This is a genomic window from Micromonospora sp. NPDC049139 (genome assembly GCF_055586845.1).
This window is the reverse complement of record NZ_JBVJHK010000015.1, coordinates 173,772-194,966: the sequence shown is the minus strand read 5'-3', so window position 1 is coordinate 194,966 and position 21,195 is coordinate 173,772. Positions and strand designations below refer to the sequence as shown.

The 21,195-nt window shown below is 73.3% G+C and carries 16 protein-coding genes; 15 read left to right on the top strand and 1 reads right to left on the bottom strand.

Going from position 1 to position 21,195, the window contains the following annotated elements; translation table 11 throughout:
- The first annotated feature begins 23 nt into the window (after nt 1-23).
- The 9 genes from ACZ6Q9_RS23830 to ACZ6Q9_RS23790 all read left to right on the top strand — a co-directional run bounded on the left by ACZ6Q9_RS23830 (nt 24) and on the right by ACZ6Q9_RS23790 (nt 10,850).
- Nucleotides 24-509: a phage tail protein gene (locus ACZ6Q9_RS23830; RefSeq protein WP_393263570.1), complete on the top strand. Its 486-nt coding sequence runs from the start codon at nt 24-26 to the stop codon at nt 507-509.
- A gap of 43 nt (nt 510-552) precedes the next feature.
- Nucleotides 553-1,701 carry a phage tail protein gene (locus ACZ6Q9_RS23825; RefSeq protein WP_396829600.1) on the top strand — a complete coding sequence of 383 codons (1,149 nt, stop codon included), beginning with the start codon at nt 553-555 and terminating at the stop codon, nt 1,699-1,701.
- The gene (locus ACZ6Q9_RS23820) at nt 1,698-3,626 is read left to right on the top strand and encodes a phage baseplate assembly protein V (protein ID WP_396829599.1); all 1,929 of its coding nucleotides are present in this window, start codon (nt 1,698-1,700) and stop codon (nt 3,624-3,626) included. Before ACZ6Q9_RS23825 ends, ACZ6Q9_RS23820 begins: the two co-directional genes overlap by 4 nt.
- 8 nt (nt 3,627-3,634) lie before the next feature.
- Complete coding sequence (locus ACZ6Q9_RS23815) at nt 3,635-4,063, top strand: GPW/gp25 family protein (protein ID WP_396829598.1); 429 nt, start codon at nt 3,635-3,637, stop codon at nt 4,061-4,063.
- Nucleotides 4,063-6,003, top strand: coding sequence for a putative baseplate assembly protein (locus ACZ6Q9_RS23810; RefSeq protein ID WP_393456924.1), 1,941 nt, complete (start codon nt 4,063-4,065; stop codon nt 6,001-6,003). The genes ACZ6Q9_RS23815 and ACZ6Q9_RS23810 overlap by 1 nt, the downstream gene beginning before the upstream one ends.
- Nucleotides 6,003-6,551, top strand: a complete 549-nt coding sequence (locus ACZ6Q9_RS23805) for a phage tail protein (protein WP_393456921.1) — start codon at nt 6,003-6,005, stop codon at nt 6,549-6,551. Before ACZ6Q9_RS23810 ends, ACZ6Q9_RS23805 begins: the two co-directional genes overlap by 1 nt.
- A 949-nt stretch (nt 6,552-7,500) precedes the next feature.
- A complete protein-coding gene (locus ACZ6Q9_RS23800) occupies nt 7,501-8,583 on the top strand; it encodes a zinc ribbon domain-containing protein (RefSeq protein WP_393456918.1) in 1,083 nt (360 codons plus the stop codon).
- 91 nt (nt 8,584-8,674) lie between these two features.
- The gene (locus ACZ6Q9_RS23795; RefSeq protein ID WP_396829597.1) at nt 8,675-10,087 is read left to right on the top strand and encodes a hypothetical protein; all 1,413 of its coding nucleotides are present in this window, start codon (nt 8,675-8,677) and stop codon (nt 10,085-10,087) included.
- 13 nt (nt 10,088-10,100) lie between these two features.
- Nucleotides 10,101-10,850, top strand: a complete 750-nt coding sequence (locus ACZ6Q9_RS23790) for a hypothetical protein (protein WP_396829596.1) — start codon at nt 10,101-10,103, stop codon at nt 10,848-10,850.
- A gap of 135 nt (nt 10,851-10,985) precedes the next feature.
- Here the strand turns inward: ACZ6Q9_RS23790 and ACZ6Q9_RS23785 are convergent, their stop codons facing one another.
- On the bottom strand, nt 10,986-14,564 hold the full coding sequence (locus ACZ6Q9_RS23785; RefSeq protein WP_396829595.1) for a BTAD domain-containing putative transcriptional regulator: 3,579 nt from the start codon (nt 14,562-14,564) through the stop codon (nt 10,986-10,988).
- 447 nt (nt 14,565-15,011) lie between these two features.
- On the opposite strand from ACZ6Q9_RS23785, the gene ACZ6Q9_RS23780 reads away from it, so the two are divergent.
- From ACZ6Q9_RS23780 to ACZ6Q9_RS23755, 6 genes are all read left to right on the top strand, one after another.
- The gene (locus ACZ6Q9_RS23780) at nt 15,012-15,638 is read left to right on the top strand and encodes a helix-turn-helix transcriptional regulator (RefSeq protein WP_393263552.1); all 627 of its coding nucleotides are present in this window, start codon (nt 15,012-15,014) and stop codon (nt 15,636-15,638) included.
- 229 nt (nt 15,639-15,867) lie between these two features.
- The gene (locus tag ACZ6Q9_RS23775) at nt 15,868-17,217 is read left to right on the top strand and encodes an alpha/beta fold hydrolase (protein ID WP_396829594.1); all 1,350 of its coding nucleotides are present in this window, start codon (nt 15,868-15,870) and stop codon (nt 17,215-17,217) included.
- Entirely contained in the window at nt 17,210-18,532 is a 1,323-nt protein-coding gene (locus ACZ6Q9_RS23770; protein ID WP_393263548.1) for an aminopeptidase P family protein, read from the top strand. The genes ACZ6Q9_RS23775 and ACZ6Q9_RS23770 overlap by 8 nt, the downstream gene beginning before the upstream one ends.
- A gap of 51 nt (nt 18,533-18,583) precedes the next feature.
- Nucleotides 18,584-19,489, top strand: coding sequence for a dihydrodipicolinate synthase family protein (locus ACZ6Q9_RS23765; protein ID WP_393263546.1), 906 nt, complete (start codon nt 18,584-18,586; stop codon nt 19,487-19,489).
- Nucleotides 19,486-20,487 carry a proline racemase family protein gene (locus tag ACZ6Q9_RS23760; RefSeq protein ID WP_396829593.1) on the top strand — a complete coding sequence of 334 codons (1,002 nt, stop codon included), beginning with the start codon at nt 19,486-19,488 and terminating at the stop codon, nt 20,485-20,487. Before ACZ6Q9_RS23765 ends, ACZ6Q9_RS23760 begins: the two co-directional genes overlap by 4 nt.
- Nucleotides 20,484-21,167 (top strand): GntR family transcriptional regulator, encoded by a 684-nt coding sequence (locus ACZ6Q9_RS23755; protein ID WP_393263542.1) that lies wholly within the window; start codon nt 20,484-20,486, stop codon nt 21,165-21,167. Before ACZ6Q9_RS23760 ends, ACZ6Q9_RS23755 begins: the two co-directional genes overlap by 4 nt.
- The last annotated feature ends 28 nt before the right edge of the window (nt 21,168-21,195 follow it).

Below are 21,195 nucleotides of genomic sequence, written 5' to 3'. Positions count from 1 at the left end.
AGACGACGAGGAGGTACGGAACGATGGCGGGCGGTCTCTCCACCGCGGCCCGGTTCATGGGCGGCTTCTTCGAGGTCACCGGGGTCAACCACCGGTACCTGGTGGTCATCGACGACGAGCGCTACAACCTCGGCTCCTGGTCCCGGGTCTCCGGCCTCGGCGTGACCTGGCAGGTCTGCGAGTACCGCGCCGGGGACAGCAACGACGTCCACACCTTCGTGGGCGCGCCGACCTACAGCCGGATCCGGCTCAGCCGGGCGGTCTGCTTCGACTCCCAGGTGGTGCAGGAGTGGCTCTGCCAGCAGGCCCGGCGGTACCAGCCGCTCAGCGGCAGCATCCAGCTCGTCGACAGCCTCGGCATCAAGATCGTCGGCTGGGAGTTGAAGCACTTCTTCCCGGTCGGCTGGTCGGTGTCCGAACTCGACCCGAGTCGGGCCGGGGTCGCCGTGGAGACCCTGGAGCTGGCCCACACCGGCTTCCTCGACGACGACGTCTCGTTCTCGCTCTGACCCGGCCCTCCACCACCGCAGCCAGACCAAGAACGGAGCAGTGATGGCGACGATCTCCGCGGGGCAGCTCGGCGGGATGCTGGGCGACCCGAACCAGACCGCGCAGGGGCTGGCCTCCGGCGGCCTGGCGCAGTTGTTCCGCAGCGGACCCGGGGTCCGGCGGACCGACAAGCTCGGCCTCGCCATGCGGTTCCAGGTGACCATCGGCGGCGTCCAACTCGGCCTCTGGCGCTCCTGCCGGGGCCTGCGGGCCGACTTCAAGCCGGAGGTGGTCCGGGTGAGCGGGGACCACGTCGGCCAGTACCACCTGCCGGGCGAGGTCAGCTACCCGCCGATTGTGCTGGAACGGGCCGTCCACCGGGAGCACTCCGCGCGGTTGCAGCGCTGGCTGGTCGACGTCCTGGGCTCCTGGCGGGACGGCACCGGCGACGACACCCGGACCACCGCCCGGGTCACCCTGCTCGACGCCGACGGCGAACCGGTCGACAGTTGGCTGCTCTACGGCGTACGCCCGTCCTCGTGGTCCGGACCGGACCTCTCCGCCGACACCAACCAGGTGGCGGTGGAGCGCCTGGAACTGGTACACGAGGGCTTCTTCCCCGACCTCCAGGTCCGGGCGGCGACGGCGTCGCTGTCGTCGCCGACGATCGGCACGGTCACCTTTGCCTACAACCCGACCAAGATGAACATCACCCGATCCTCCCGGGCCAGCCAGCTCGTCGGGCAGGGCAAGGGCCTGGTGATCGCCTCGGACACCGCGCTGCGGGTGTCGGCGGGGGAGGTGCTCCTGGTCGGGCCCGGCGTCGCGCAGGACGTGCAGAAGCTGATCGCCTTCTCCGGAACGCCCACCACCGAGGACCAGAACCGCACCGCCAGCGAGGCCGCGCTGCCCGATCTCACCTTCACCTGGGGCAAGCTCTCCATGACGGTCAAGCTGAGCACGCTGAACGTCAACCTCACCCGGTTCGACGGGGACGGGCAGCCGATCCGGGCCCAGGCCACCCTGGACCTGGTCGTGTTCGAGGGGGAGATCTTCCCCAGGCAGTCCGGTGCCCCGGCACCGCCCCGCTCGGTGTGGACCGACCCGGCGCAGTGGCGGCAACGGGCCGCGGCGAGCGGCATCGACGACCCTACCCGGGCCCAGACCCGTGGCGGTGCCGGGGGAGTGCCGACGCCGGGGGCGCGGCGATGAGCGCCGTCGACCGGCACCACCTGCTCTGGGGTACGACCGCCCTGCGCCCCCGGGTCACCACCGGCGCGGCCGGTCGGAACCTGCCGGCACCGGTCGCCGCCGGTCTCGTCCGGGTGGTGGTGGACACCCAGCTCTGGTTGCCGGACATGTTCGAGTTGACCTTCGCCGACCTGGACGGTGACGTGCTCACCCGGGCCGGTCTCCAGCTCGGCACGGCGGTGCAGGTCTTCGGCCCCACCCAGGACGGCTCGGCCGAGCACCGGCTGATCAGCGGCGAGGTGACCGCCCTGGAAGGCCGCTTCGTCGACCTCACCGCGTACGTGGTGGTGCGCGGCTACACCCACGACCACCGGTTGCACCGGGTCCGCCGGACCCGTACCTTCCTCAACCAGTCCGACTCCGACATCGCCCGCCAGGTCGCCACCGCCGCCAAGTTCACCGTCGGGACCATCGACGCCACCGGCGGCACGCTGGCCCATCTCGCCCAGGTCGACCAGACCGACTGGGAGTTCCTCACCGGCCGGGCCCGGGAACTCGGCTACGAGGTCGGCGCCGACGGCGACCGGTTCCACTTCCGGCGGGCCACCACCGCCAGCCGGGCCGACACCCCGCTGCCGCTGACCTTCCGGGGCAACCTGCGCCGCTTCCTGCCCCGGGTCACCGCCGGCAACCTCGCCCCCGAGGTCGAGGTGCGGGCCTGGGACCCGGTCGCGGCGACGGTGGTCGCCAGCCGTACCGCGACCACCGCCGACGGGGTGAACCTGGGCGCGGGCCGGACCCCGGCCGCTGCCGCCGACGCCTTCGTGCCCCGCGCCGCCCCGGCCCCGCGTACCGGCAACAGCGCTGTCGGTGACGTCGGGCCGCCCCCGGGCCCCCGGGCGCACGTCCTGGTCGGCCGGGGCCTGCCCGTCCCGGACCGGGCCGACGGCGCGGTCCGGCAGGTGGCGGCGAGCCTGGCGGCCGGCCTCGGTGGCTCGTTCGCCGAGGCCGAGGGGGAGGCGCTCGGCGAGGCCCGGCTGGTCGCCGGCCGGGCGATCCGGGTGGACGGGGTACCGGCGCCGTTCGCCGGCACCTGGACGCTCAGCGCCGCCCGGCACGTCTTCGACGAGGCCGCCGACGGGTACCGGACCGAGTTCACCGTCGGCGGCACCCAGGACCGGTCGCTGCTCGGCCTCACCGGCACCGACGACACCGGCGGCGGAACCGGGTCGGGTCGGATCGACGGGGTGGTCTGCGGGGTGGTCAGCAACGTCCGGGACCCGCGGAACCTGGGCCGGGTGAAACTCGCCCTGCCCTGGCTGTCGCCGGAGCACGAGACCGACTGGGCGCCGGTCGGGCAGCTCTTCGCCGGTCCGGTCGCCGGAGCGTTCTTCGTTCCCGAGCCGGGCGACCAGGTGCTGGTGGCCTTCGAGTTCGGCGACGTACGCCGCCCGTACGTGCTGGGCAGCCTGCCCAGCCGGCACACCGGGTACGGCCTGGACGGCGCACAGACCTCGTCGACGAAACCGGGTACCAGCGGCGTCAAGTCGGTCGGCCAGGCCGGCTCGGTGATCCGGCGCGGGCTGCTCTCGCCGTCCGGCAACCGACTGGTCTTCCACGACGAGGTACCGCCCGGCGGCAAGGGCCAGCCCACCGCCGCGAACGTGGTCCTCGGCACCAAGGGCGACAAGCTCGCCCTCGCCATGGACCAGGTGACCGGGGAGGTGACCCTGCGCTGCGCCCCCGAGCGGCCCGGGAAGCTGGTCATCGAGTGCACCGGGCAGACCGCGGTGGAGATCAAGGCCGGGCCCGGCGGCAGCATGACCCTCGACGGCGGCACCAGCCTGAAGCTCAAGGCCAAGACGGTCGACATCGACGGTACGCAGATCAACATCAGCGGCACCGCGGCGACCGCCATCAAGGGCAAACCCATCCAGCTCAACTGAGGAGTGCCATGCAGGCCGACGTCATCGGCACCGGGTGTGCCTTTCCCCTGCGCGTCCAGCCCCACGGCGGGCTCGCCACGGTCAGCGGGACCGCCCTGCTCGAGCAGGCGATGCACGTGATCCTGGCGACCTACCCGGGCGAACGCCCGATGCGGCCGGAGTTCGGCTCCCGGCTGCGCGACTTCGTCTTCGAGCCGGCCACCGCCGCGACCCGCCGCGCGGTCGCGGTGGAGATCCGTACCGCGCTGGAACGGTGGGAACCCCGGGCCGAGATCGACGAGGTCGCCGTCACCGACGACCCAGCCGGCGGCGACGGGCTGCTGCACATCGACATCCGCTACCGGGCCCGCGGCACCGAGGATCCGCACAGCCTCCAGCTCGACCTGCGGACGTTGCCCGGTGGCGAGGCCCCGGCCGGGGCGGAGGTGCCGAACTGATGGCGCTGCCCGCCCCCGCCCTCGACGACCGTACCTACGAGGACCTGGTCGCCGACGCGCGTCGGCTGATCGCCGACCGCTGCCCGGAGTGGACCGACCTGCACCCGGCCGACCCCGGCGTGACCCTGATCGAGACCTTCGCGTCCCTGACCGACCAGCTCATCTACCGGCTCAACCGGGTGCCCGACCGGCTCTACGTGAAGTTCCTGGAGCTGATCGGGGTGCGCCTGGTGCCGCCCACCGCAGCCCGGACGTCGTTGACGTTCTGGCTCTCCACGCCGGCCCGGGCCATCCAGGTCGTCCCGGCGGGCACCCGGGCGGTCACCGTCGCCGACGGCGACGACCCGCTGGTCTTCACCACCCTGGCCGACCTCACCGTGCCGCCCTGCGCCCTGACCCGGTTACGCGTCCGCACCGCCGACGGGACCACCGACCAGACCGCCGCCCTGGAACTCGGCGGCCCGGTGGCCGCGTTCTCCGCCGTACCCCGGCCGGGCGACGAACTGCTGGTCGGCCTGGACCGGCCGGTCGGTGGCTGCGCGGTGCGGCTGGAGTTCGAGGGCCGGGTGGACGGCGTCGGGGTCAACCCGCAGCATCCGCCGCTGCGCTGGGAGGCGTGGGTCGCCGACGGCTGGCGGGAGTGCGAGGTCAGCCTGGACGAGACCGGCGCGCTCAACCGGCCCGGGGCGCTCCTGCTGCACGTACCCGAGGGACACCAGGCCACCCTGGTCGACGGCGTCCTCGCCGGCTGGCTGCGCGCCCGGGTGGTGGAGCCCGAGGAGGGCCAGCCGGCCTACCGCGCCACCCCGGTGATCCTCGGCCTGGCCGCCAACACCGTGGGCGGCACCACCGAGGCGGTGCACGCCGACCTGGTCGACGACGAGGAACTCGGCGACTCGGAGGGGGTGCCCGGCCAACGCTTCCCGCTGTCCCGCCGACCGGTGCTGACCAACCTCGGCGACCCGGTGCTCGAGGTCAGCTCCGACGACGGCTGGCAGCCATGGACCCCGGTCCGCCACTTCGCCGCCAGCGGCCCGGACGACCGGCACTTCCTGCTCGACGGGGTGGCCGGGGAGGTCGTGCTCGGCCCGGCGGTCCGGCAGCCCGACGGCACGCTGCGCCGCCACGGTGCCGTGCCGCCCCGGGGCAGTCGGCTGCGGCTGCGCCGCTACGCGGTCGGCGGTGGCAGCCGGGGCAACGTCGCCGCCAGCGCGGTCCGCGCGCTACGCACCAGCGTCCCGTACGTCGCCGGAGTGGACAACCGCCACCCGGCCAGCGGCGGCGTGGACGGCGAGACCCTGGACGAGGCCCGCCGCCGGGGCCCGCTGACGCTGCGCAGCCGGGACCGCGCGGTCACCGCCGAGGACCACGAGGTGCTCGCCCGCGAGGCGGCCCCCGAACTGGCCCGGGTGCGCTGCGTACCGAGCGACGGCGACGGCCCGCCGGTGGCCCGGATCCTGGTGGTGCCGGCGGCCCCGACCGACCGGGGCCGGCTGCGGCTGGAGGACCTGATCCCGGCCGAGGCCAGTCTGACCCGGGTGGCCGAGCGGCTGGACGCCACCCGGCTGATCGGTACCCGGGCGGTCGTCGAGCCGCCCCGCTACCGGGGGGTGACCGTGGTGGCCCGGGTGGTCGCCCGGCCCCGGGTCCGCGTCGACCGGGTCCGCGAGGACGGCCTGGCCGCCCTGTACGGCTTCCTCAGCCCGCTGGCCGGCGGCGGCCCGGACGGGCTGGGCTGGCCCTTCGGCCGCCCGGTGCAGGCCGGGGAACTCTTCGCCGTGCTGCAACGGGTCCGGGGCGTGGAGCTGGTGGAGGACCTGAGGCTGTTCACCGCCAACCCGGTGACCGGGGAACGGGGTGCCGAGGCGGGCCGGGTCGACCTGGAGCCGGACAGCCTCGTCTTCTCCTTCGACCACCAGCTCCGAGTGGAGGAGCACTGATGCGCGGCCTGGTCGACGTGCGGATGCCGTACCCGGTCGCCGGGTTCCTACCCGCCCTGTTGCAGGAGGACGACCTGCTGGTCCGCTGGACAGCGGCCCTGGACCAGGTGGTCGCCCCGGTGGTCTCCACCCTGGACTGCCTCGACGCGTACCTCGATCCGTGGCTGACGCCGCCGGACTTCCTGCTCTGGCTCGGCGAGTGGGTCGGTGCGCACCTGGACGAGAACTGGCCGGTCGAACGGCAGCGCGCAATGGTCGCCAACGCGGCCGCGGCGCACCGGCTACGGGGCACCGCGCGCGGGCTCCGAATGCTGCTGGAGCTGGCCACCGACGGCGAGGTGGAGGTCGTGGACTCGGCCGAGGTCTCCTGGTCGGCCCACCCGCGATCGCACACCGGGCCGGTCCCGCCGGCCCGGCTGCACGTCCGCGTCCGGGCGGCCGAACCCGACCGGGTCGCCCGGTACGCCCTGGAGGAGCTGATCCGCGCGGCCGTGCCGGCCCACGTCGCGACGACCCTGGAGGTGCTCGGCCGTGATCGTCTGTCGTGAGTGCGGCAACCACAACGGTGACGCGGACACCTTCTGCGGTTCCTGTGGGAGCTTCCTCGAGTGGACCGGCGAGAAGACCACGCCGAAGGTCACCGTGGAGCCCGATCCCGAGCCGGAGCCGGAGCAGCGCCTGCGTCCGACCCTGCTGCAACGCATCGCCGGCGTGATCGCGCCGGCCCCGGGCGGTTCCCCGGTCGACCAGGGCGTGGTCCGGGTCTCGGACGGCTCCGCCCGGGGACCGGGGGCCCGTCCCGGGCTGGGCGGTCCCCCGGGGTTGCCCGGTGGAGCCGGCGGGACCCGACCGGGCCCACCCGGCACCGGCCGCCCGGGTGCGCCGCCCGGTCTCCGTCCCGGCCCGCCCGGGGTGTCCCGTCCTGGTCCGCCGGGAGGGGGCGGCCCCGGAACGCCCCCGGGCGTGCGTCCCGGCCCGCCCGGCACCGGCCCGGCGGTTTCACGTCGCCCCGGACCCGGCACCGTCGGCCCGAGGGCGGTGCCGTCGGGGATCCCGGCACCGGGAACCGGTGGCCCAGCGACCCCGGCTGTCCGTCCCGGTCCGCCGGGGACCGGCGGCGCGGGCGTTCCGGGTGTTCGTCCGGGCCCGTCCGGTGCCGGTGGTGGTGTGGTCCCGGGGCTTCGTTCCGCACCGGCTGGCCCGCCGGGCGTGGGCGCGAGGCCGCCGGGTACGGGTGGGCCGCCGCGCCGCCTGCCCCCACCGCCACCGGGGGTGGCCAACGCACGGTTGCCCCGACCGGTCGAGCGCCCCGCCGGCACCCGGCCCGGCGTGCCCGACGGACCACCGTCCGGCCCGGCGCGGCCTGCCTCCGGCGAATCCGGGAGCGCTGGAGGGTCCGGGACCGCTGCCGGGCGTGCCGGGCTGTCCCGGCCGGCCGGATCGGACCCGGAACACGAACCGGTCGACGCGGTCGAGGTGGCCGCCGTCGCGTCGGCCGTGCCAGAACCGGCTGACGGGGCGGACCGGGCCGACGATCCGGACGAGGAGCCCGTCCCGGCGCCGCGTCCCCGGCGCGCGCTTGCCGCGCCGCACACCAGCCCACTGGTGGCGACCGAGGAGGACCCGGCCAGCCAGGCCGGGCGGACGACCACCGGCCGGACGTCCGGGCGGCCCCGTGCCGGGGGTTTGGTCGGCTCCGAACCGGAGGAGGTGACGCCCCAGCCGGTCCGGCCCCGGACGGCCACGACCGGCCGACGCGCTTCCACCCGCCGGCTGGAACCGGGTGACCTGATCTGCGGCGAGTGCGGCGAGGGCAACCCGCCGACCCGCCGGTTCTGCAGCCGCTGCGGCGACTCGCTGCGTACCGCCGAGGTGGTCCGCCGCCGGTGGTGGCAACGGCTACTGCCCCGGCGTGGCCCGAAGGTCGCAGCGGCGGGCACCCGTCCCGGCGCCCCGGGTGGTGGCTCGGGTGGTGGCTCGGGCGGTGGCGTCGTCGGTGTGCTCCATCGCGTCTACCAGCGGGCGAACGCGGTCGCCGCGGTGCTGCTCTTCGCGCTCGGTGTCGCGTACCTGATCTATCCGCCGCTGCGGGAACGGGTGAACGCGGTCGTGGTGCCGCCGGTGCGCGACGCCCGCGCCTGGGTCGACCGGAAGCTCAACCCCCGGTTCGTGGCGGCCCGGCCGGTGGAGGTGACCGGCAGCGCGTCGGTCGCCGAGCACGGCCCGGACCTCACCGTCGACCAGTACCGCAACACGCACTGGCAGGTCCGCTGGGACGCCGAACAGCCGCCCACGGTGACCCTGCGCTTCGGCGCCGAGGTCGACCTGGAACGGCTCATCGTCACCGCCGGGACGGCGGAGGACTACACCGCCTCGCACCGGCCGGCAAAGTTGCACCTGGTCTGGTCCACCAACCGCTCGGACACGCTGACCGTGCAGGACACCGGCGAGCCGCAGACCCTCACGCTGACCGCCGCCAAGGGAGTCACCAGCGTGCAGATCCAGGTCACCGACGTGTACCGGGCGGAGAAGGGCACCGACGTGGCCGTCAGCGAACTCGAGTTCTTCGCCCGGGAGTGACGCTCCCCGGCGGCGCGGTCCACCGCGCCACCACCCCGACCACCCCCGTCGGTCACCCGTCCGGCGGTCCACCTGAGACGGAGGTACGTCCGTGGCAGAGGCAGCCATCGTACTGAACACCACCGCCGGCCTGACCGCGTTCGTCACCGGCCAGGCACGGGGACTGACCGAAGGTCTGTTCCAGGTCACCGGCTTCAACGACGCCCGCTTCGAGAAGGAGATGCCGCTGGACATGCTGGCCTCACCGAACCCACTCGGGGACAAACAGGTCGTCATGGTGCGGGGCAGCCAGTCCGTGGACCACGTGTACTGGCTGCGCTACCTGCGCCGGGGCAAGGTCGGCGTGACCGACCGGAAACGGGTCTGCGTGGAACTGCTGGTGCGGTTCACCACCTTCGACTACGTGCCGAAGGCCGGCCAGCACCTGAAGACCCGCCACCTGGACGCGCTCGCCGACTATCCGATGTGGGGCATCTCGGGACTGAGCATCTCGCTGATGGCCACCGGCCGGGGCCGGAACCCGTTCAACAAGTTCAACGAGGTCGGCAGCCTCGTCTTCGACACCACGCCGATCACCAGCGGGCTGCCGCACTTCCGGATCAACTACCGGGTCCAGCACCAGGCCAAGACCGTCATGGGGGCCACGCTCGCGCTGAACCACAACGACGTCGGCGCGTTCCTGGTGCACAGCAACGGTCTGCTGGAGATCGCCCCCGGTGAGGGGCGTACCGAGAAGCACTTCCGCATCACGCCGCTCAGCGGACGGGTGCACAACCGGCCGAGCCTGATCGGCGCGGCCAACGCCCCGGCCGGCCGGGTGTCCCTGCTCGCCGCCACCCGGATCACCCGGAGCGCCTGGCAGGCCGCGCACGCGCTCGCCGCGCACGAGCACGACAGCCTGCGGGTGATCGGATTCGACCAGCTCAGCGGCCCGGACACGCTCACCGTCGACAGCGCCGCCGCCAACGGGGTGGTGGCCCGGGCGGGCCAGAACGGCCGCCAGGGGGCGATGCGGCTGGAGTACATCCGCAACGGTGCCGTGCTGGGCAGCCAGGTCCGCACCAAGATCAGGGTGCTGCTGCTGCTCCGCTACACCCTGGTCCACTACTTCACCGATCCGGACCAGGCCGGCCATCGCCAGGTCGTCCAGCAGAACGGGGTCCGGTACGCCAGCTTCCAGGATGTGTCGCTCACCGTGCTGGACACCGTGGCGGGGGATCCACTCGTGGTCGGCGAGGACGGGACCAAGTACGACATCAAGGCGATCAAGAACCGCTTCCACGAGACGTCGACCCTGCGGTTCGGCGCACGGGTCGAGGAGGTCAACGGTCAGGTCGGGGCCCAGGTGAAGATCACCTGGCGGGCCCAGCACGCGGGTTCGGTCGGCAAGTCCCAGTCCCACGACGACACCGGCAACTTCCGGCTCGGCGTCGACCAGTCCGGCAATCCGGTGCTGCGCCTGCTCGACGAGGACAGCAACAAGTACTTCACCGTGACGGCCTGACAGGGGAGTCGAGATGACCAACTACCCGGAGACCTTCGACCCCACCGGGCCGGCGAGCCTGGAGGACGCGTACCTCTACCTGAACTGGACGGCGGTGAGCGTCGGCCGGATCCTCGCCGGGCAGCCGGAGACGAGCTGGGAGCTGCTGCCCGGCCTGCTCGGCGAGAACTGGGGCGACCTGGACTGGTACCAGCACAACGAGTGGCTGGCCGACTTCTACGACACCGTCTACCAGTACGCCAGCTCCGTGCCCCCGGTCGAGATCTTCGCCGTGGACGAGCTGGGCGAACCGGCGGCGGACATGGCGCGCGTGATCGACAGGGTGGTGCAGACCTGGACCCTCGCCGCCTACCAGGACCCGGAGGCCGACGAACAGTCCGACGACGAACAGGACCAGTGGTCGGAGCAGGACCAGTGGACCGGGCAGGACCAGTGGGTCGAGCACGACCAGTGGACCACCGGGCGGGAGCAGTGGACGCCCCAGGATCACGACACCGGGCTCGACCCGTCCGGCGGCCACCACCCGGCGGCGGAGTACGACCCGACCGCCGTGTTCGACCCGGAGGCCGGAACCGCCGACCAGCCGGACCTCACGCGGCAGGAGCCGCTGACCCACGTCGACCCGGACGCCGCCCGGCAGGTCCTCGCCAAGGTGCTCGACGACGAGGTGGACGACCTCTCGGCCGAGGACGAACTGATCCTGGCCACCGTGCTCACCGTCGAGAGGTTCCAGTACCTGGCCCGCGAGTTCGACCTGGTCTGAGGGGGCGCTCCGGGTGGACCGCCGACCGGTTCCACCGACCCCGCGTCGGCTGATCCCACCGGCCCGCGCGGACCGGCCCCGCCGATTCCGCGCCGGCCAGCCCCACCGGCTCGGCACCGCGCCGGCCGTCCCGCGTCACCCGACGCCGGGCGGCCGGCCGGCGGGCCGCCACCGGCCGAGGCCGTCGAGCCGGTCGGCCTCCCGCCGGTACGCCGTCTGCTCGGCGGCGGTGAGGCCGGCGACCGGGCCGATCCCGGCGAGCAGCCGCAGGCTGCGCAACCGGCCGAGGAGATGGCCGGTCTCCCGGTGCGTCGCCAGCGCGTCGCGGGCCGTCCGTACCGCCGCCACCGGGTCCCGGCCGCTCAGCGCCTCGGCCCTGGTGACCAGGGCGTGGCCCACCCAGACCCGGTACCCGGCGGCCCGGGCCACCTCCCACGCCTGCCCCGCCACAGCGAGCGCCTCCGTCGGATCGGTCCGTCGGTGCACCTCGGCCAGTCCGATCAGCGATTCCGCCTGTTCACCGTGGGCACCGCTGGCCCGGGCCAGCGCCAGCGCCCGCCGGTGCTCCGTCACCGCGGCGTCGCCGTCTCCCCGCCGCAGGTGCACCATGCCCAGCACGTTGCGGGCGGCGGCCTGCTGGGGCGGGTCGCCGACCAGCTCGGCCAGGGCCAGTGCGGCCTCGGCCAGTTCGGCCGCCCGAGCCAGGTCGTCCGCGTGCACGTGCAGCGCGGCCAGTCGCCGCAGGCTCTCCACCTCCGTCGGCCGGTAACCGGTCTCCCGGCTCACCTCCAGGGCCTCGCCGAGGTGGGCCAGGGCATCGTCGTACCGGCCGAGGGCGTACTCGACGTCCCCGAGGTTGCTCAGGCTGATTCCCGTGTTCATCCGCATGCCGGTACGCCGGGTCAGCGCCAGCCCCTGCCGGAAGACCTCCTCGGATTCGCGTAGCCGACCCATGTCGCGGTAGATGACCCCGAGGTTGCCGAGACTGGTGCTCAACCGCTCGGCTCCGCCGAGCCGTTCGTGGATCTCCACCGCCCGTCGGGTCAGCTCCGCCGCGTCGGCCAGCCGCCCGGCCCGCAGGTGCATCAACCCGCAGGTGCCGTACGCCGCCGCCAGCCCTTCGGGCCAGTCCGCCCGGATGGCCGCGTCGATCATCGCGGTGGCGTGTTCCAGGCCCACCCGGTACTCGCTGCGGCGTAGGTGCAGGCTGGCCAGTCCCAGCCGGCTCGCGGCCTCGCCCGCCTCGTCGCCGGCGGTCTGCGCGGCGCGCAGCGCGTGGGTCGCCGCCAGGAAGCCGTCGCTGTGTGGGCGGAACTGGTAGTACCCGCGCAGCGCGTCGGGGACGCGCCAGGCGGCCGGGTCCGCGTGCTCGGCGGCGTGCGCGACGACCCGGACCAGGTTGGTGCGCTCCGCCTCCAGCCAGGCCATCGCCTCGCCGGCCGAGGCGAACCCCGCCGCGTCGTCGGTGCCGAGGTCCCTGCTCGACGGCAGGCGCACCATCTGCGGGTAGATCGCTGCCGCGGCGGCCTCGGTGCGTCGCTGGCACCAGGCGTAGAGCCGCCGGTTCGCCGCGCGCAGCTTCGGTGCCGGGTCCTCGGCGGTGGCCCGCTCCACCGCGTAGATCCGCAGCAGGTCGTGGAAGGTGTACCGGCCGGTGCGGGGCTGCTGCACCAGGTGTGCGGCGGCGAGCCGGTCCAGCTCCCGCGCGGCCGTGGCCTCGTCGACCGCGGCGACGGCGGCGGCCGCCGGCGCGGTCACGTCCGCCCCGGGAGCCGGCCCGAGCAACCGGAAGAGCCGGCGGGTCGAGGGGGGCAGCGCCGCGTACGACAGGTCGAAGGCCGCCCGGACGGCGGCCTGGTCGTCCCCCTCGACCCGCAGCCCGGCGAGCTGGTTGCCGGCGCTGAGCCGGGCGGTGTGCGCGCTGATCGGCCGACCCGGATGATCGATGAGGTCGGCGGCGGCGATCCGCAGTGCCAGCGGCAACCGGGCGCACACCTCCGCCAGCTCGGCGATCTCGGCCGGGGCGGCGGCCACCTGGTCGGCAGGGATGATCCGGGTCAGCAGGGCGCTGGCCTCGGCCCCGGTGAGCACGTCGAGGGCGATGCGGCGCGCGCCGTCGATCGCGACCAGCCCACTGAGCCGGTCCCGGCTGGTGACCAGTGCCAGGCAGCCGGGGGTGCCGGGCAGCAGCGGTCGGACCTGGTCGGCGCTCGCCGCGTTGTCGAGCACCAGGAGCATCCGGCGGCCGTCGAGCAGGGTACGCAGCAGCGCGGCGGCCTGGCCCGGGTCGACCGGGATCTGCTCGGCCGGCACGCCCAGCGCGTGCAGGAACCCGGCGAGCGCCTCGCCCTCGCGGACCGGGTTGGCCGTCGAGTAGCCCCGCAGGTTGACGTAGAGCTGCCCGTCCGGGAAGTGCTGCCGCACCCGGTGGGCCCAGTGCACCGCCAGAGCGGTCTTGCCCACCCCGGCCATGCCCGTGATCGTGGCGACGACGACCGGCCCGCTGGCGCCGGTCGACGCGGCCAGCAGGGTGTCGAGTGCGGCCATCTGGCTGCTCCGGCCGGTGAAGTGCGCGACGTCGGCCGGCAGTTGGGCCGGCGGCCGGTGGCCGGGCATCCGGGGCGGTGCCGGCTCGACCGGCCGGGGCGGAGCCGAGGCGGCCGTCCCGGCCCGAGGCACGATCACCGGCAGGTCCTGCCGGAGGATGCGTAGCTGCGCCTCGCGCAGTTCCGGGCCGGGCTCCACCCCGAGCTGGTCGGCGAGGCGGTCCCGTAGTTTCCGATGCAGGGTCAGCGCCCGGGCCTGCTGGCCGCAGGCGGCGAGGGCGAGCATCAGTCGGGCGTGCACCTGCTCGTGCAGCGGCTCGTGGCTGGCCACCGCGCTGAGCTCGCGGACCGCCCGGTCCGGCAGGCCCAGCTCCACGGCGAGCGTGGCGTACGTGACGGCGGTGGCGATCCGGCGGCGGTTCAGGGCGGCGGCGGTCGGATGCTGGGCCAGGCCGGGCCCGAGGTCGGTCAGGACCGGTCCCCGCCACAGGGCCAGCGCCTCGGCCAGGCGGTCCAGGCTCGGCAGGTCACCGGCCACACTGCCCTCGGCCCGACCGATCAGGGCGGTGAACCGGGTCAGGTCGAGCTGCCGGGGGCCGACGCGCAGCTGGTAGCCGCCACCGGCGTGCACGATCGTCGTGCCGCCGCCGCTGGTCGCCCCACCGCTCCCGCCCGCCCCGGCAATGCCGTTCGCCCTGCCGCCGCTCGTCCCGCCGCCGGGGTGGGCGAGCGCCCGGCGGAGCCGGGCCACGTAGGTGTGCACCAGGTTCAGGCAGCTGTCCGGCGGATCGTGGCCCCAGAGGACGTCGACGATCTCCTGCCGGGAGACGGTCGTCTCCGGATGCAGGGCGAGCAGACCGAGCAGCATCCGCTGCCGTCCCGAGCCCAGCGCGACCGGCTCCGCGCCCACCCGCAGGGTCAACGGACCGAGCACGCCGATGCGTAGCGACCCCGTCCCGCCGGGCGGCTCCGGGCCGGGTGGCTCCGGGTCGGGCGGGCCGACGGCCTCGGCGATGCGGCGCAGTGACTCCGGGCGGGGAGTGCGTACCCGACCCTGTTCGATGTCCCGTACCGCCCGGACGCTGATCCCCGCCCGACGGGCCAACTCCTCCTGGGTCAGCCCGGCGCGCAACCGCCGGAGCCTCAGCTCGGCGCCGTTCTCCGCCATCTTCCGGTCCCCTGTTCGCCCCCGCGGCTCGGCCGGCCACCACCGACACGTGATCCTGGCGGTTCGGGGTCAGGTGATCCAGCGAAACCGGCCAGTAACCACAGTGGAGCGTAGACGGACCGAGCACGGAGCGTGGACCATCCGCCCGGGTAACCGTTCTGCCGGTTTCTGCCGGTGCCCGTCCAGCCCGTCGTTGCCCGGACGGGCAACTCCGCAGCTCGACAGGGAGGCGATGGACAGGACCGCCGTCCGGTCGCGTCCAGTGCGCCGCCAGTCCCCGGGCCACCGGGTTCTCTACCGTTTAGGCCGGGTCGGATCACCACCGCCGGCTGGTCCCGCCCGTCACCCGAGACACCGCCACTCCGCGACCCGACGGCCGGCCCGCAACACGGCGACCGTGTCGCGTACCCCCGATGCTCGTTCGACCCCACAGGCTAAGGAACCGTCATGACCGGACGTGCGCAGGCACACATTCGTACCCCCGACCCGATCTCCACGGCCGGCATCACCGCGGCCCTGCGCGGGCGGATGGAGATCGAGGTCGTCCCCGAGGATCGGATCACCGCCGAGACCGTCGGCGTGGTCGCCGCCGACACGCTCGACCAGGAGGCACTGGACCTGATCCGGGCGGTCCGCCGGCTGGGCTGCCGGCGTTTCGTGCTGGTCGCCGCCGTCGAGTCGGACACGGCCCTGATCCCCGCCGTGGAGCTGGGGGTACGCGCCCTCGCCTCACGGGCCGAGGCGACCAGTCACCGGCTGGCGCAGCTCGTCGTCAGCACCGCCTCCGGGGGTGCCGCGATGCCGCCGGAGGTGCTCGGCCGGCTGGTCAAGCAGGTCACCCGGTTGCAGCAGACGGTGCTCGCCCCGCGCGGCATCGACGTCAACGGGCTGTCCCACCGGGAGAGTCAGGTGCTGCGGCTGGTCGCCGACGGGATGGACACCCGGGAGGTGGCCACCCGGCTCAGCTACTCCGAGCGGACCGTCAAGAACGTGCTGCACGACATCACCACGCGGTTCCAGCTGCGCAACCGCACCCACGCGGTGGCGTACGCGGTGCGCGAGGGCCTGATCTGACTGTGCGCATGGCGCCGTTGGTTCCGAGGGAGCGTCTCCGGCGGTGCCGGTTGGTGGGGGCCGTACGGGCGTCCGGCTTGGCAGATACCGGATCTCCACCTACGATCAGTGCAATGGCACACCTTACTGATGGGTCCAGGCGTGCGTGCCTGCAGCAGGTGGTGATCGTGTTCGGTGCCGCGGGGGCGACAGCGGCTCAGCCGGCCGCGGCGGCGAGAGGAGGGTGCCGATGACCGTCACCGCGACCTACACGATCCCTGGCATGCGCATCCGGGACCACGTCAGCGAGGTGCCGCTGGATTGGTCTGACCCGACGCGCGGCGACATCCAGGTCTTCGCCCGTGAGATCGTCGATCCCACCCGGGCCGGGGAGGACCTGCCGTGCCTGGTCTACCTGCAGGGCGGACCGGGCGGGAAGGGGCCCCGTCCGCTCACCCGGTCCGGCTGGCTCGGCCTGGCCCTGCGCGATCACCGCGTGGTCCTGGTCGACCAGCGTGGCACTGGCCGCAGCACCCGCGTCGACGGCCGCCGGATGAGCGCGTTCGCGACGGCGGAGGAGGCTGCCCGCTTCCTCGCGTGCTTCCGGGCTGACTCGATCGTGGCCGACCACGAGCACCTGCGGAAGTCCGTCTTCGGCGGCGGGCGCTGGTCCACCCTCGGGCAGTCGTACGGCGGCTTCGTCACGCTGACGTACCTGTCGAAGGCTCCGGAGGGCTTGAGCGCCTGCTACGTCACCGGTGGCCTGCCCGGTCTCGACCCGTCGGCGGCGGAGGTCTACCGGCGTACCTACCCGCGAGTGGAGGCGAAGAACAGGGAGTTCTACCGGCGGTACCCGCACCAGGTCGCGCAGGTGGGTCGGATCGCCGATCGGCTGGCCGAAGGCGACGTGTTGCTGCCCGACGGCGATGTGCTGACGGTCCGCCGGTTGCAGTCGCTCGGCATCGACCTCGGCATGAAGCCCGGATACGAGCGCATGCACTGGCTGCTCGACGAGGCGTTCTCCGGGGACGAGCTGTCGGCGACGTTCCTGCACCAGGTGCTGGCCAGGACGGCGTACAGTGACAACCCGCTCTTCGCGGCCCTGCACGAGAGCATCTACGGACATGGCGCCGCTGCCACCGGCTGGGCGGCCCAGGCGGAGCGGGAGAGGCATCCGCAGTTCGCCGAGGAGACCAGGCCGCTGCTGTTCACCGGTGAGATGGTCTACCCCTGGATGTTCCAGGAGATCGCCGAGCTGCGTCCGTTTCGCGACGCCGTGGAAGCGCTGGCGGTCCGGGACGAGTGGCCACCGCTCTACGACCTCGACCGGCTGGCCGGCAACGAGATCCCGGTGGTGGCCGCCGTCTACCACGACGACATGTACGTGGACGCGGGTCTGCAACTGGACACGGCGTCCCGGGTGGGCAACGTCCGGACCTGGATCACCAACGAGTACGAACACGACGGCCTACGCGAGGACGACCGGGTCTTCGCCCGGCTGACCGAGATGATCAACGAGGTGGGCGAAGGAGTCCGCGACATCGACGGATCCGACCCGAGCTCGTCCGCTCCACGGCAGGAGGGAATTTCCGTTGCGTGATGGCAGGCCGCCGAAGCTGTCCGAGGTCGCGGCGTTCACGGAGTACATGACGACGGGCTGGGACGTGCCCGACCGCACCCCGTCGGTCGTGCCCGGCACCGCCGAGGCGGCTGCCGCCCACCGGGCCCGCCTGGCCGAGGCCCTCCCGGGCCGGACTGTCGTGTTGGCGGCCGGGGAGGCGCCCGTACGCAGCAACGACACGAGCTACGACTTCCGTCCGGACAGTGACTTCTTCTGGACGACCGGCTGCTCGGTCGAGAACGCCGTCGTGGTGTTGCGCGGCGGCGACGCCACTCTCTACCTGCCGCCGCCGGCCCAGCCCGGTGACCCTGGCTTCTTCGCCGACGCCCGCTACGGCGAGTTGTGGGTGGGCCCGGCGCCGGGGCTGGCCGACTGGGCGAGGGCGCTGAACGTCGAGGTTCGGCCGCGCGCAGAACTCACCGAGGACGTGACTCGGGACGAGGAGGTCGCGCGGACCCTCGCCGAGTTGCGCATGTACAAGGACGAGTGGGAGATCGGGCAGCTCCGGGAGGCGGTGGACCGCACCGTCGAGGGCTTCGCCGCGGTCGTCCGGGAGATCCCCACCGCGATTGCGGGGCCCGGGGAGCGGTGGCTGCAGGGCACCTTCGACCGGTACGCCCGGGCGTACGGCAACGGCCCCGGCTACACCACGATCGTCGGTAGCGGCCGGCACGCGCCCACCCTGCACTGGGTGCGCTGCGACGGCCCGGTGCTGCCGGACGAGGTGCTCCTGCTCGACATGGGGGTCGAGGTCAACAGCTACTACACCGCCGATGTCACCCGGACGTTTCCCGCCTCCGGGCGGTTCTCGCCGGCGCAGCGGCAGGTGCACGACCTGGTGGAACAGGCCCACAGGGCCGGGTTGGCGGCGGTGGGCCCGGGCCGCCGGTTCACCGAGTTCCACCACGCGGCGATGGAGGTGATCGCGCGGGGCCTGGCGGACTGGGGGCTGTTGCCGGTCTCCGTGGACGAGGCGCTGTCCGACACCGGGCAACACCACCGGCGCTATCTGGTGTGCGGAATTGGCCACCACCTGGGGTTGGACGTGCACGACTGCGGCCGAGCCGCGGAGGAGGCCTATCAGGGTGCGGCTGTGGCGCCCGGCATGGTGCTGACGGTCGAGCCCGGACTGTACTTCCACCCGCACGACCTGACCGTGCCTCCGGAGCTGCGTGGGATCGGTGTGCGTATCGAGGACGACCTGCTGGTCACGCCCGACGGTCCGGAGGTGTTGTCCAGCGCGCTGCCGCTGGAGGCCGAGGGCCTGGAGAAGTGGATGGCCGTGCATGGATGATGTGACATTGCACTGTGTATTTTTCCCCGTACGATCGATGAGGAGCCAGCAGTGACCACCCCCGCACGGCCCTGGCGCGGCGTGCACGTCGCGACGGCGCTGCCCCTCCACGACGACCTCTCCATCGACTACGACGCGTTCGCCGAGCACGTCGGGTTCCTCGCCGCTGGAGGCTGTGACGGCGTGACGCCCAACGGCTCCCTCGGTGAGTACCAGACGCTGACCCCGCAGGAGCGGGAGCGCGTCGTCGAGACCGCCGTACAGGCCGCCCCCGCCGGATTCGGCGTCATGCCCGGCGTCGCCGCCTACGGCGCGCTCGAGGCCCGCCGCTGGGCCGAACAGGCCGCCGAAGCCGGAGCCACCTCCGTCCTGCTGCTGCCGCCCAACGCCTACCGCGCCGACCGCCGGGCAGTGGTCGAGCACTACCGCGAGGTCGCGCGCGCCGGACTGCCTGTCGTCGCCTACAACAACCCCATCGACACCAAGGTCGACCTGGCGCCTGCGCTGCTTGCCGAACTGTTCCAGGAGGGCTTGATCGTCGGGGTGAAGGAGTTCACCGGCGACGTGCGCAGGGCGTACGAGATCAACGAACTGGCCCCCGACCTGGACATTCTGGTCGGCGCCGACGACGTGCTGCTCGAACTGGGTATCGCCGGAGCCGTCGGCTGGATCGCCGGCTACCCGAACGCGATCCCGGAGAGCACCGTGGAGCTCTACCGGCTGGTCACCTCAGGCGACCCCGCCGACATCGCCAAGGCCCTGCCGATCTACCGGGACCTGCACGCGCTGCTGCGCTGGGACTCCAGGACCGAGTTCGTCCAGTCGATCAAGCTGTCGATGGACGTCGCCGGGCGCAAGGGCGGTGCCTGCCGTCCGCCACGCCTGCCGCTGCCGTCGGAACTGGCAGCCAGGATCACCGCCGACACCGAAGCGGTGCTCGCCAAGGGCTACCGATGAGGTCCCGCCGCACGTTCCACGTCGTCGACTCGCACACCGAGGGGATGCCCACCCGGGTCGTCGTCGGTGGCATGGGCACCATCCCCGGGGCGACCATGGCCGAGCGCCGGCTGTGGTTCATGGAGAACAGCGATGACGTCCGCACGTTGCTGATGTACGAACCACGCGGCCACGCCGCGATGAGCGGCGCGATCCTGCAGCCGCCGACCCGTCCCGACGCCGACTACGGCGTGCTCTTCATCGAGGTCTCCGGGCTGCTGCCGATGTGCGGCCACGGCACGATCGGCGTCGCGACGGTCCTCGTCGAGACCGGGATGGTGCCCCTCGTCGAGCCGGTGACCACGATCAGGCTCGACACTCCCGCCGGCCTGGTCGTCGCCTCCGTGACGGTGCGCGACCGTGCGGCGGAGTCGGTCACCATCCAGAACGTCCCGTCTTTCGCGTACGCGATCGACCGGAAGATCGAGGTACCGGGCATCGGCGCGGTCGAGTACGACATGGCGTTCGGCGGAAACTTCTACGCGATCGTCGACCTGGCGGACCTCGGGCTGCCCTTCGACCGCGCCCGCGCCGGCGACCTGCTCGCCGCGGGTCTGGCGATCATGGATGCGGTGAACGAGCAGGACCGGCCGGTGCACCCCGAGCGTGACGACATCAACGGCTGCCACCACGTCTACCTGAGGGCCCCGGGCTCCACCGCCAAGCTGTCGCGGCACGCCATGGCCATCCACCCCGGCTGGTTCGACCGGTCCCCGTGCGGCACCGGCACGAGCGCCCGGATGGCGCAGTTGTGGGCGCGGGGCGAGCTGGGCATCGGCGAGGACTTCGTCAACGAGTCGTTCATCGGCACCCGCTTCACCGGGCGGCTGCTCGGCGAGACCACGGTCGGGTCGCTCCCCGCCGTGCTGCCGTCGATCACGGGCAGGGCATGGGTCACCGCGACGGCACAGTTCCACCTCGACCCCACCGACCCGTTCCCCGCGGGATTCCTGCTGTGAGCCCGGTGCCGGTCCCGGACCTTCCTGACATCGGTCGCAGAGAGAACCTCCGCGACCGGATCAGGGAGGCCCTGCGTGCGGCGATCATCTCCGGCAAGCTGGAGCCCGGCGTGGTGTACTCGGCTCCGGCGCTCGGCGCGCAGCTCGGCGTATCGCCCACACCGGTGCGGGAGGCCATGCTCGACCTGGTGAAGAGTGGCCTGGCCGTACCTCATCCGAACAAGGGCTTCCGCATCACGGAGGTCTCCGAGGAGGACCTCGACAACCTGGCCGCCGTGCGGCTGCTCATCGAGCCGCCGACCGTGCGCAATGTCGTGGCGGTGATCCCGAAGGCGGACTTCCCCGAGCTGAGGGCACTCGCGCAGGCCATCGTCGACGCGGCGGAGCGCGGCGACCTGGTCGGCTACATCGAGGCCGACCACGTCTTCCACCTGACCCTGCTCGGCTACAGCCGCAACCGCTTCCTGGTGGATGTCGTGTCCGACCTGCGCTCGCGGACCCGGCTGCTCGGCCTGACCCCACTGTTGGAGAGCGGCAGACTGGGCCGCTCGGCGGCGGAGCACCACGAGCTTCTGGACTTCATCGAAGCCCGCGACCCGTCCGGGGCCGAACTGCTGATGCACCGCCACATCGGCCACGTTCGCGGTCTGTGGGCAGACAGCGTCAAGGACGCCCCATGAGGCGAAGCGGGGCGGCATGACCGAGCGC